Raw genomic sequence first — 11695 nt, 5'->3', positions numbered from 1 at the left:
ACCGCGGTGAGCAGCGCGGCGCGGGTGATCCGGGTGCGCCGACGCTCCGCGCCGTCGCGCACGGGGGAGGGGTGGTGGTGGATGACGAGCTCGTCGGCGTAGGCCACGCCCCAGCCGTCGGTGACGAGGTCGAGGGCGACCCGCTCCTCCTCGCCGGGGAAGACCACGACGTCGTCGAAGCCGCCGACGGAGAGGAAGGCGTCGCGGCGCACCACGGCCGCGCAGGCGATGAAGCCCAGCAGGCTCGGGCCCGGCAGGTCCGGCGCGGTCCCCAGCGGCGAGGTGGCGAGCAGGTCGCACACCGGGTCGAGCCGCTCGGAGGGCCCGAGGAGGATCCGCGCGTTGAGCAGCGCCGCCCGCGGGGCGGCGTCCAGCAGCTCAGCGGCGCGCGCCAGCGAGCCCGGCGCCCACCACGAGTCGTCGTCGGCGAAGGCGACGTAGGGGGTGCGGGCGCGGGCCGCGCCGAGCGTGCGGGCGGCGGCGCCGCGGTTGGCGGGCAGCGGCACGACCTCGACGTGGGGCAGCCTCTCGCGCACCGCCTCCACCGTGCCGTCGGTGGAGCCGTTGTCGACGAGGACGACCGGCCCCTCGTGGCGCGGCAGCGAGGCGAGCAGCTCCTCGCGCCGGTTCATGCTCGCGACGACGACGGTGACCTTGGCGGAGTCCTGCGCGGAGTCCTGTGCGGAGTCCTGCTGGGCGGCGCCCATCAGGCGTAGCTCCGGGCCGTCGAGGTGGCCTGCGCGTGCTCGAGCGCGAGGAAGCGGGCCTCCACGCGCGGGGGCAGTGGACGCCGCTCGCGCAGCACCCACGGCAGGCCGCGGACGGCGTCGACCACGCCCAGCGCGGTCGTGCGGTCCCACGGCACGGTGCGCGCCAGCACGCGGATCCGCCGCAGCGCGGAGGGCCAGGGCCGGCGCAGCAGCGTGAACCAGAGGGTGTTGCGGACGCCGTGCCGGCGCCGCAGCGCCTTCTCCCGCAGCGGGGAGGCCTGGTGGTGCACCGTGAGGTCGGGCAGGTAGCACAGCTCCCAGCCGGCGGTCGCGAGGTCGGCGGCCAGCAGCTCCTCCTCGCCGCCGAGCCACAGGCGGGCCGAGAACCCGCCGACCGCGGTGAAGGCGTCGCGGCGCACGACCGAGGCGCCGGCCAGGAAGCTGCCGAGCGCCGGGCCGGGCAGCCCCGGGCGGCCGCGCACGGGGGAGTCGCGCAGCTCCGCGACGATCGGGTCGTCGGTGCCCGCCGGCTCCACGACGATCCGCGCGGTGAGGACCGCGACGTCGGGGTGGGCGTCGAGCACGTCGGCGGCGCGGGTCAGGCAGCCGGCGTCCCACCAGGTGTCGTCGTCGCAGAACGCCACGTACGGGGTGTCCAGCCGCGCGACGCCGACGTTGCGCCCCAGTGCTCCGGCGTTGGTGGGCAGGGCCACGAGGTCCACCTGCCCGCCGGGCGCGCACGCGTCGGGGAAGCAGCGGCGCAGCGCGCCCGCCGTGCCGTCGGTGGAGCCGTTGTCGACGACCACCACCCGGGGCCGCTCGGGCAGCGCCAGTAGGCGCTCGAGCGCGCGCAGCGCCTCCTCCCGGCGGTTCCAGGTGATCACGACGACGCCGGTCCGGGAGTCGAGACCGGCGGCGGCCGCCGGCGCCGAGGGCGCGGGCGGCGGGGAGGGGCGCGGGGTGGTGGTGGTCATCGCGGCTGATCGTGCACGACGGCCGGGAGCGGCGCCCGCCGGGAGCCTCGTCCGGGCCCCCGCCGGTCGCGCCGGTGCGCGCGGTCGTGGATCATCCAGGTGTGAGGACTGCAGAGGCGGCGACGCAGCCGCGACGGGCCGTGGTGACCGGCGGTGCCGGCTTCTTGGGGAGCCACCTGTGCGAGGAGCTGCTCGCGCGCGGCACCGAGGTGGTGTGCCTGGACAACTTCCTCACCGGGTCCCCGGCGAACGTGGCCCACCTGCTCGAGCACCCCGGCTTCCGGCTGGTGCGCTGCGACATCACCGACTTCGTGCACGTGCCCGGCGACGTCGACCTCGTGCTCCACTTCGCCTCCCCGGCCTCGCCGATCGACTACCTGCAGATGCCGATCGAGACCCTCAAGGTCGGCAGCATCGGCACCCTGCACGCCCTCGGCCTCGCCAAGGAGAAGGGCGCCCGGTTCCTGCTCGCCTCGACGTCGGAGGTCTACGGCGACCCGCAGGTGCACCCGCAGCCGGAGGGCTACTGGGGGCACGTCAACCCGGTCGGCCCGCGCGGGGTCTACGACGAGGCGAAGCGCTACGGCGAGGCGCTGACCACGGCCTACCGCACCCACCACGGCGTCGACACCGCGATCGTGCGCATCTTCAACACCTTCGGCCCGCGCATGCGCCCCTTCGACGGCCGCGCGATCCCGACCTTCATCCGCCAGGCGCTCGCCGGCGAGCCGATCACCGTCGCCGGCGACGGGCTCCAGACCCGCTCGGTCTGCTACGTCGACGACCTGGTCACGGGCATCCTGGCCCTGGCCGCCAGCGGCCACCCCGGCCCGGTCAACATCGGCAACCCGACCGAGCTGACGGTGCGCCGGATCGCCGAGGACGTCGTCGCGGCCTGCGGGTCGTCGTCGGAGATCCAGCTCGTCGAGCGCCCGGTCGACGACCCCCAGGTGCGCCGGCCCGACACGGCGCTGGCCGAGGAGCTGCTCGGCTGGTCCCCGCAGGTGCCGTGGGAGGAGGGCCTGGCCCGCACGGTGGAGTGGTTCGCCGGCGCCCTGGTCCCCTCCGCCGCCCTCGCCGGCTCCGACGCCCGGACGGCGTGAGGGGCGCCACCGTGAGCGACCAGCCGCTCGTCCTGACCCTGGCCCTGGCCCAGGAGGACGCCGAGCGCCTGGACCGGGTGCGCCGCGAGCACTTCCCCGCCGAGCGCAACCACCTGCGCGCCCACGTCACGCTCTTCCACGCCCTGCCCGGGGCGCGGCACGACGAGGTGCTGGCCGAGGTCGTCGAGGCGGCGCGGCGCCCGCCGTTCGAGGTGCGGGTCGCCGGGATCCGGCTGCTGGGGCGCGGGGTCGCGTACGGCCTCGAGTCGCCCGACCTGGCGGCGGTGCACCGCCAGCTGCTGACCGCCTTCAGCGGGCTGCTCGGCGACGAGCTGACCGCGCAGGACCGCCAGCGGCTGTCCCCCCACGTGACGGTGCAGAACAAGGTGGCCCCCGACCGCGCCCGCGAGCTCTACGAGCAGCTCGCCGAGACGTTCAGCCCGTGGTCGGTGCGCGCCGAGGGGCTGGCGCTGTGGCGCTACCTCGGCGGCCCGTGGGAGCACCTCGAGACGGTGCCGTTCAGCGGCTGAGGGGCAGGGCGAGCGGCAGGGCGAGCGGCGCGGCCGTGCCGGCGTGCTCGGCCTCGAGCGCGAGGAGGAACCGCTTGCGCTCGACCCCGCCGGCGTAGCCGGTGATCGCCCCGGCGGAGCCCACGACGCGGTGGCAGGGCACGACGACGCTCAGCGGGTTGCGCCCGTTCGCCGCCCCCACCGCCCGGCTGGCGCCCGGGGCGCCGAGCTCGGCGGCGAGCTGCCCGTAGGACGCCGTGGTGCCGTACGGGATCTCGCGCAGCGCCGCCCACACCCGCTGCTGGAAGGGCGTGCCCCGGGCCGCGAGCGGGAGGTCGAAGGCGGTGAGCGCTCCGGCGAAGTAGGCGTCCAGCGCCTCGGCCGCGGCCTCGAAACCGCTCGCGACGGCCAGCCCGTGGGTCGCGGGGGCTGGGGCGTGGCGGTGCTCGGCCGTGTAGACCGCGGCGAGGACGCCGTCCTCGGCGACCAGCGTCAGCGGGCCGATCGGGCTCGGGTGGGTGGTGTGGGTGCGCACGGGGCTCTCCTCCGGTGGTGCGGGACGGCGGGGCGGGGCGGTCAGCGGGGCAGTGCGTTGACCGGGTGGTCCAGGACCGCCCACAGGTGCTGGGTGGCGTAGGCGCGCCAGGGGCTCCAGGCGCGGCTGCGGGAGCGCAGGGCGCCCGGAGTGGCGGGCAGGCCCAGGCGCGCCGCGGCGGCGGCGACGCCGAGGTCGGTCGGCAGGAACGCGTCGGGGTCGCCGAGGCCCCGCATCGCCACCGTCTCGGCCGTCCACGGGCCGATGCCGGGCAGGGCGAGCAGCTGCGCGCGGGCGCGCTCGCGGTCGGCGCCGGCGTCGAGGACGAGGTCGCCCGCCGCGAGCGCCCGCACGAGCGCGAGCAGCGCCCTGCGCCGGGCCGCCGGCAGCGCCAGCGCCTCCGGGTCCAGATCGGCCAGCGCGGACGCCGTGGGGAACAGGTGCGTGAGGCCGCCCTCGGGGTCCGCGACGGCCTCCCCGTGCGCGAGCACGAGCCGGGCGGCGTGGGTGCGCGCGGCCGCGGTGCTGACCTGCTGGCCGAGCACCGCCCGCACGGCGAGCTCCTCGGCGTCCACGGTCCGCGGCACCCGGCGGCCGGGCACCGCCCGCACGAGCGGCGCGAGCACCGGGTCCTCGGCGAGGGCGTCGTCGACGGCGACCGGGTCGGCGTCCAGGTCGAGCAGCCGCCGGCAGCGCGCGACGGCCGCGGGCAGGTCGCGCAGGTCGCTCAGGCGCACCCGCGCGGCGACGTGGTCGCCGGCCGGGCGCAGGGCCACCACGCCGTGCCCGTGCGGCAGGCGCAGCGTGCGGCGGTAGGCGCCGTCGCGCCACTCCTCCACGCCGGGCACCGCGGTGGCGGCCAGGTGGCCGAAGAGGTTCCCGGGCTCCAGCGGGGCGCGGAAGGGCAGGCGCAGGTCCAGCGGGCCGTCGGTGGGCTCGGAGGGAGGTGCGGGGGAGCGCGAGGGGGAGGGCGAGGGGGAGGGCGCCCGCGCGCCCGCGCGGCGCCGCAGCTCGCCCGGGGTCGCGGCGTAGACCTCCTGGACGGTGGCGTTGAACTGCCGGACGCTCGCGAAGCCCGCGGCGTGCGCGACGTCGGACAGCGGCAGGTCCGTGGACTCCACGAGCACCCGGGCGGTGCGCGCGCGCTGGGCCCGGGCCAGCGCCAGCGGGCCGGCGCCCAGCTCGGCGGTGACGAGGCGGCCCAGCTGCCGCGCGCCGTAGCCCAGCCGGGCGGCGAGGCCCTCGACGCCCTCGCGGTCCACGACGCCGTCGGCCACGAGCCGCACGGCCCGGGCGACGACGTCGGCGCGCGGGTCCCAGGCGGGCGAGCCCGGGGCGGCGTCCGGGCGGCAGCGCTTGCAGGCGCGGAAGCCCGAGCGCTGCGCCGCGGCCGCGCTCGGGTAGAAGCGCACGTTCTCCGCCCGCGGGGTCACCGCCGGGCAGCTGGGGCGGCAGTAGATGCCGGTGCTCGTGACGGCGGTGACGAACCAGCCGTCGAAGCGGGCGTCGCGCCCCCTCACGGCCCTCAGGCAGGCCTCGGCGTCCTCGTGCACGTCTCCAGCATGGCCGGACGGCGACCCGGGCGCTGGCGGGTATCGGACACGGACGTGGGGCCGACGGGCCCGCGACGACGCCCGTGCGGCGGGGACTGTTGCCAGCAGGCCCTCTTGTGTAGAGTGGATCTCGGTTGCTGTTGCATCTCTTCGTTCTCGGGGTTGCGGCCGCTGGTACATGCATGACGCTGCGGCAGCCCGAGGTCCCGCACTGGGATCTCGAACAACGTGAAGGGAAAAGCACCATGGCTCAGGGCACTGTGAAGTGGTTCAACGCGGAGAAGGGCTTCGGCTTCATCACCCAGGAGGGTGGCGGTCCGGACGTCTTCTGCCACTTCAGCGCCATCGTCGGCGACGGCTACAAGTCCCTCGACGAGGGCCAGCGCGTCGAGTTCGACGTCACGCAGGGCCAGAAGGGCCCGCAGGCGGAGAACGTCCGCGCCGTCTGATCTGATCAGCGCTTCGAAGGGGAGTCCGGCTTCGGCCGGGCTCCCCTTCGTGCTGCCCGGGGTCGGCTCGGGTCGGCCGCCGGCGGTCAGGCCTCGTCGGGCAGCTGCCGGACGACCTCGTCGAGGTAGCGCAGGTGCACCTCGGCGTTCCGCTGGCCGCCCTCGGGCGCGGTGAGCAGGGGACCGTCGCGGTAGAGGTCCTCGGCGGCGGCGACCGCGTCCCGGTAGCGCTCCGCGGCCGACCGCGCCGAGGCCGGCAGCCTCAGGTGCAGGGTCATCGCCTCCTCGCCGCGGGCGGCGGCCGAGGTCACCTGCTCGCGGACCTGGCGACGGCCCCGCTCGAAGTCGTGCGCCGCGCGGTCCAGGCGCGCCGCCGCCGCGTCGTCGACGTCCGCGTCGGCTCCGCTGCCCGAGGGGGCGAGCAGCAGCAGCTGCAGCTCGCGCAGCAGGTCCTCGACGGCCTCCTCGGCCGCGAGCAGCTCGGCCACCGGCAGGTCGGGCACGAGGACGTCGAACTCGGGCTCCTGGGCCGGCAGCGGGCCGGTGATGATGCCCTCGCGGGGAGAAGGACCGCCGGGGGCCGACGCGAAGGCCTCCTCGCCGTCGGTCCACAGGGCCAGCAGCTCCTGCGTGTCGGTGTCGACGACCGGGGCCGCGCTCGTGGCCTCGACCTCGAACCACACGCTCTTGCCGACCCACTGGCGGCCGTCCTCGCCACCGCGGTCGTCGTGGTGCTCGCCGTCCGCGCCGTCGAGGTCGGCGACCGGGTGGCTGCCCCACCGGGTGGCCATGGTCGCCACGAGGTCGAGCCCGCGCCCGCTCGTGGCGCTCGCGCTGTGCGCGGTGTGCACCGGCGGCAGGGGGGAGCGGTCGTGGACCTCCACGCGCACCCCGCCCTCCAGGGTCGGCCGCAGGTGCACCGCGAAGGGCGTGCGGGCGTGCAGCACGGCGTTGGCGGCCAGCTCCGAGACGAGGAGGCCGGCGTCGTCCGCGCAGCCGTCCAGCCCGACCGCCTCGAGGGAGGTCCGCACGAAGCTGCGGGCCCGGCGGACGGCCTCCAGCTCCGGCTCGTAGGCCGGCGAGGCGAGGTGCCCGGTACTGGCCCAGCCGTCGGCCGGACCGTCGGCCGGACCGTCGCCCGCGTCGCCCACGTCGTCGCCCACGTCGTCGCCCACGTCGTCGCCCACGTCGGTGGAGCGCGGAACGAGCACCAGCCACCCCCGGGAGATCACGCTTGGTCACTGCATCATCACATGCGCCCCAGCGGCGCACCAGCACCGCCGTCCGGACCTGGACGGGTGAGGACGGGGGCGAAAGGCTACAGACCGCCGGACCCAGCGCCGATGCGGACGTCGTGGCGAGCGGAGGACCCCTGGTGGCAGGTTCGGACACCATCGAGCGCGTGCTCAGCGAGCACGCGCTCCGCAGCGTCTTCCAGCCCATCGTGGACCTGGACAGCGGAGCCGTGGTCGCCTACGAGGCGCTCGTGCGCGGCCCGGCCGGCCCGCTGGAGGGCCCCGACGCCCTCTTCGCCGCCGCCCGCGCCGGGGGGCTGCTCGCCGAGCTGGACGCCGCGTGCCGGCTCTCGGCCTTCCGCGCCGCTGCCGAGCACCGCATCTTCGACCCCGTCGCCCTCTTCGTGAACGTCGAGCCGGAGGTGCTCGACGCCGCGCCGCTGGACGACCTCGTCGCGGTGATGGCGCAGGCCGCCGGCTCGCTCCGCATCGTCCTGGAGATCACCGAGCGGTCCATCGCCGCCCGCCCGGCGCACCTGCTGCGCACCGTCGAGCGCGTGCGCTCGCTCGGCTGGGGGATCGCGCTGGACGACGTGGGCGCCGACAGCGCCTCGCTGGCCTTCATGCCCCTCCTGCGCCCCGACGTGGTCAAGCTCGACCTGCGGCTGGTCCAGGAGCGCCCCGGCCCCGCCATCGCCGAGATCATGAACGCGGTCAACGCCTACGCCGAGCGCAGCGGAGCGCTGGTGCTCGCCGAGGGCATCGAGGACGAGCGGCACCTGCTCACCGCCCAGGCGCTGGGCGCCCGGCTGGGGCAGGGCTGGCTGTTCGGGCGGCCCACCGCCGCACCGACGCCCGTCGCGCCGACCGCGCCGATGCCCCTGCTCGACCCGGCCGCACACGTGGCCGCCGCCGACCGCTCCCCGTTCTCCTGCCTGCCGCCCGGGACGCCGCTGCGCCGCTCGGCCAAGCGCCTGCTCATCGAGCTGAGCAAGCAGCTCGAGCGCGAGGCGATGCGGATCGGCGAGACCTGCGTGGTCGCCGCCACCTTCCAGGAGGCGCGCCACTTCACCCCGGCCACCACGGCGCGCTACCGCGACCTGGCCGACCGCGTCGGCTTCGTCGCCGCGATCGGGGAGGGCCTGTCGCCGACCCCGGTGGCGGGCGTGCGCGGCGCCGACCTCGGCTCCGGCGACCCCGTGCGGGGGGAGTGGGACGTCGCCGTGATCGGCCCTCACTTCGCCGCGGCGCTGCTGGCCCGCGACCTCGGCGAGCACGGCCCGGACCTGCAGCGCACCTTCGAGTTCGCCCTGACCTACGACCGCGAGGTCGTCGCCGCCGCGGCGCGCTCGCTGCTGGCCCGGGTGGCGCCGCGCGTCGGCAGCCCCGCCGAGCACACCGCGCTGGCCGCCGTCGTGCCCGCGCCCCGCGCCTCCGCCGCGCTCGCGGCGTCCCTGCCCGGCGTCGTGTCCGGGGCGGTGCAGGTCGGTGGCCTGGCCGGGGAGACGCTCCAGCGGGCCCTGGCGGCCTCGACCAGCGGCATCACGATCAGCGACATGACGCGCCCGGACCAGCCGCTGGTCTACGTCAACCGCGCCTTCGAGGTCCTCTCCGGCCTGCCCGCGGAGGACGTGCTCGGCCGCAACTGCCGGTTCCTCCAGGGCCCCGACTCCGACCCCGCCACGGTCGCCCGCATCCGGGCGGCCGTCGCGGCGGGCGAGGAGAGCACCGAGACCCTGCTCAACGTCCGCGGCCCCGAGCGCACGCCCTGGTGGAACGACCTGCACCTGGCCCCGGTGCGCGACGAGGCGGGCCGGGTGGTGCAGTACATCGGCGTCCAGACCGACGTCACGGCCACGGTCGAGGCCGAGCGGGCCCTGCGCGAGGAGCGCGACCGGGCGCACCACTACCTCTCCCGCCTGGAGGAGCTGGCGTCCACCGACCCGCTCACCGGCCTGCTCAACCGCCGCAGCCTCGAGGAGCGGCTCGAGGTGGCGCTGTGGGAGGCGCGGGCGCGCGGGGAGTCGGTGGCGCTGCTCTTCTGCGACCTCGACGGCTTCAAGCCGGTCAACGACTCGTGGGGCCACGCCGCCGGCGACGAGCTGCTGCGCACCGTGGCCCGCCGACTGCGCGGCCAGCTGCGCCGCGCAGACCTCATCGCGCGTCCCGGCGGAGACGAGTTCATCGTCGTCCTCACCGGCCTGGACGCCGCCTCGGCCCACGAGCACGCCGCCGCCGTGGCGACGACGATGGCCGACGCCGTCTCCGCGCCGGTGCTCGTCGGCGGCGTGCGGGTCTCGGTGGGCGTCAGCATCGGCATCAGCGCCAGCCCAGCCGACGGCGACGACTTCAGCAGCCTCTTCCACGCCGCCGACCTGCGGATGTACGCCCGCAAGCGCGCCGCCGCCGGCGCCCACGACCGGGCGCGCTAGGCGGCGGGCAGCCCGCGCTCCAGCTGGCGGGCGACCGCCCCGAGGACGTCCTCGACGGTGGTGGCCGCCAGCACCGGGTCGACCGCCTCGGCGTGCGGGTCGCCGGCGTGGTGGCCCGACGGCGCCGGCCACAGGACCGCGTGCCGGTCGGCGTCCAGGGCCGGGCCCCAGCGGTCCGGCGGCGTCGGCCCGAAGAGCAGCACCGACGGCGTCCGGGTCGCCGTGGCCAGGTGCGCCACGCCGGTGTCCCCGCACACGAGCAGGGCGGCGGTGGCGACGAGGTCCGTGAGGTCGGGCAGGGTCAGCGCCCCCGCGAGGTCGCGCGCGCCGTCGACCGCCACCGCGGCGCACAGCGCGCGCTCGTCCGGTCCTCCGGTCACCGCCACGTCCCGGCCCCGGGCCCGCAGCGCGGCGACGACCTGCGCCCAGCGCTCGGTCGGCCAGCGCCGGCTGCCCGAGGCGGCGCCGGGGTGCACGACGACCGTCCCGGTCCGCTCGAGCTCGTCGCGCAGCACGAGGTCGGCCGGCCCGCACGTGCCGCCGGCCTCCTGCACCAGCCGGCACCAGCGCAGCACCTCGTGCTCGGCGGGGTGCCAGGCCGGGCCCTGCGGGTGCAGCGCGCTCGCGAAGGCGACGACGCGGGCGGGCTGCAGCGCGGCCAGCGCGGTCGCGCTGGCCTCCCCGTTCCCGTGCAGGTTCACCGCGACGTCCACCGCCCGCCCGGCCAGGACCTGCGGGTGCTCGGCGGCGGAGCGCACGAGGGCGTCCGGCGCCAGCGGCGCCAGGCCGTGGGCGGGCAGGACGGCGTCGACGAGGCCGTGGCCCTGCAGCCACGCCCCGACGCCCTCGGGCGCGGCCAGCACCAGCCGGGCGCCCGGCCACAGCCGGCGCAGGCCGCGCAGGGCGGGGACGCCGGTGAGGGCGTCCCCGAGCCCGAGGGCGCGCAGGGCGACGACCGTGCGGACGCCGCCCTCGTGCGCGCCCCCGGGAGCCGTCACGGCCAGGACGGCTCGGTGGAGACGGTGATGACGATCTCGCGGACCTCGGTGCCGATCGGCTGGCGCAGCGCGTGCACCACCGAGAGCGCGACCTGGCGGGGGTCCATGAGGTCGGCGTCCGGGCCCGGCTTGTACTGCTCGGTGCGCCCGTCGAAGAAGGCCGTGCGCATGCCGGCCGGGACGAGCATGGTCACCCCGACCTCGCCGCGGAGCTCGAGCTGGAGGGCGCGGGTGAGGCCGACGATGCCGAACTTGCTCGCGCAGTAGGCGGTCGCGTCGCTCGCGGCGCGCAGGCCCAGCGAGGAGGAGACGGTGACGATCGTGCCGCGGCTGGCCTTGAGGTGGGGCAGGCAGGCGCGGACGGCGGCGGCGGTGCCGATGAGGTTGACGCCGATCACCTTCTCCCACGCGTCCACCGCGACGTCCTCGAGGCGCCCGACCGCGTCGGTGCCCGCAGCGGTGAACAGGGCGGTCGGCGGGCCGACCTGCTCGACGAGGGAGTCCACGGCGCGCTGGACGGCGGCCGCGTCGGAGACGTCGGCGAGGGCGTGCGGGACGCCGCTGGCCGGCGCCGCGCGGTCGATCACCGCGGCGGTGCCGCCCAGGGCGGTGACGACCTCGACGACGGCGGCGCCCAGGCCGCTGGACCCGCCGGTGACGTAGACGGTGCCGAGCTCGCGCTGCTCGGGAAGGGGAGTGGACACAGGACCTCCAGGTCAGGGGTGGTGGGGCAGGGGAGCGGGGCTGGCCGCCTCGGCGGAGCCGCCCCGGGCGAGGATCGCGGTGGTCGAGCGGCCGTCGAGGTAGGGCAGCAGGACCACGCGCCCGCCCCAGCCGCGGACCAGGGCGGCCTCGGGCAGCTCGGCGCCGCCGTAGTCGCCGCCCTTGGCCCAGACGTCCGGGCGCAGCCGGTCGAGCGCGGCGCGCGGGCCGTCCTCGGTGAAGACGGCCACCGCGTCGACGCTGTCGAGGGCGGCCAGCACCCGGGCGCGGTCGCCGGCGTCGTTGACCGGGCGGCCCGGCCCCTTGAGCCGGCGCACCGAGTCGTCGGAGTTGATGAGCACCACGAGCGCGTCGCCCAGGCGGCGGGCCGCCTCCAGGCACGCGACGTGCCCGGCGTGCAGGACGTCGAAGCAGCCGCCGGTGGCCACGACGGTGCCGCCGGCCGCGCGCACCCGCGCGACGACCTCCTCGGCG

Annotated in this window: 12 protein-coding genes; 4 read left to right on the top strand and 8 right to left on the bottom strand. The window is 77.2% G+C overall.

The features are described 5' to 3' along the window. Together AC5FZL_RS11570 and AC5FZL_RS11565 are read right to left on the bottom strand one after the other, a co-directional pair. The coding region (locus AC5FZL_RS11570) for a glycosyltransferase family 2 protein (protein WP_493618761.1) at positions 1-707 on the bottom strand (707 nt) is incomplete at its 3' end. Next, positions 707-1684, bottom strand: a complete 978-nt coding sequence (locus tag AC5FZL_RS11565) for a glycosyltransferase family 2 protein (protein ID WP_493618759.1) — start codon at positions 1682-1684, stop codon at positions 707-709. The genes AC5FZL_RS11570 and AC5FZL_RS11565, both read right to left, overlap by 1 nt. Positions 1685-1785: 101 nt before the next feature. Between AC5FZL_RS11565 and AC5FZL_RS11560 the strand changes: the two genes are divergently transcribed. After that, positions 1786-2787, top strand: a complete 1002-nt coding sequence (locus AC5FZL_RS11560) for a UDP-glucuronic acid decarboxylase family protein (protein WP_493618757.1) — start codon at positions 1786-1788, stop codon at positions 2785-2787. 11 nt (positions 2788-2798) lie between these two features. Further along, entirely contained in the window at positions 2799-3317 is a 519-nt protein-coding gene (locus AC5FZL_RS11555) for a 2'-5' RNA ligase family protein (protein ID WP_493618755.1), read from the top strand. Here AC5FZL_RS11555 and AC5FZL_RS11550 read toward each other — a convergent pair. Beyond that, entirely contained in the window at positions 3307-3831 is a 525-nt protein-coding gene (locus tag AC5FZL_RS11550) for a methylated-DNA--[protein]-cysteine S-methyltransferase (protein WP_493618753.1), read from the bottom strand. The genes AC5FZL_RS11555 and AC5FZL_RS11550 overlap by 11 nt on opposite strands. Before the next feature lie 41 nt (positions 3832-3872). Beyond that, a complete protein-coding gene (locus tag AC5FZL_RS11545; protein WP_493618752.1) occupies positions 3873-5384 on the bottom strand; it encodes an AlkA N-terminal domain-containing protein in 1512 nt (503 codons plus the stop codon). Positions 5385-5629: 245 nt separating this feature from the next. Between AC5FZL_RS11545 and AC5FZL_RS11540 the strand changes: the two genes are divergently transcribed. Next, positions 5630-5833: a cold-shock protein gene (locus AC5FZL_RS11540; protein WP_493618750.1), complete on the top strand. Its 204-nt coding sequence runs from the start codon at positions 5630-5632 to the stop codon at positions 5831-5833. Between the two features lie 86 nt (positions 5834-5919). On the opposite strand, the gene AC5FZL_RS11535 is transcribed toward AC5FZL_RS11540, so the two are convergent. Then, positions 5920-7065 (bottom strand): ATP-binding protein, encoded by a 1146-nt coding sequence (locus AC5FZL_RS11535; protein WP_493618748.1) that lies wholly within the window; start codon positions 7063-7065, stop codon positions 5920-5922. A gap of 143 nt (positions 7066-7208) precedes the next feature. Between AC5FZL_RS11535 and AC5FZL_RS11530 the strand changes: the two genes are divergently transcribed. Beyond that, positions 7209-9500: a diguanylate cyclase domain-containing protein gene (locus AC5FZL_RS11530; protein ID WP_493618747.1), complete on the top strand. Its 2292-nt coding sequence runs from the start codon at positions 7209-7211 to the stop codon at positions 9498-9500. On the opposite strand, the gene AC5FZL_RS11525 is transcribed toward AC5FZL_RS11530, so the two are convergent. The 3 genes from AC5FZL_RS11525 to AC5FZL_RS11515 form a co-directional block, all read right to left on the bottom strand. Continuing rightward, a complete protein-coding gene (locus tag AC5FZL_RS11525) occupies positions 9497-10498 on the bottom strand; it encodes a glycosyltransferase family 9 protein (RefSeq protein ID WP_493618746.1) in 1002 nt (333 codons plus the stop codon). The genes AC5FZL_RS11530 and AC5FZL_RS11525 overlap by 4 nt on opposite strands. Beyond that, a complete protein-coding gene (locus AC5FZL_RS11520; protein ID WP_493618744.1) occupies positions 10495-11202 on the bottom strand; it encodes an SDR family oxidoreductase in 708 nt (235 codons plus the stop codon). Before AC5FZL_RS11520 ends, AC5FZL_RS11525 begins: the two co-directional genes overlap by 4 nt. Positions 11203-11214: 12 nt before the next feature. Then, on the bottom strand, positions 11215-11695 hold a 481-nt coding region (locus tag AC5FZL_RS11515), incomplete at its 5' end, for an adenylyltransferase/cytidyltransferase family protein (protein WP_493618742.1).

The organism is Quadrisphaera sp. DVD1, assembly GCF_058932755.1.
The sequence above is the reverse complement of the archived record's forward strand: the minus strand, read 5'-3'. Positions and strand labels throughout refer to the sequence as shown.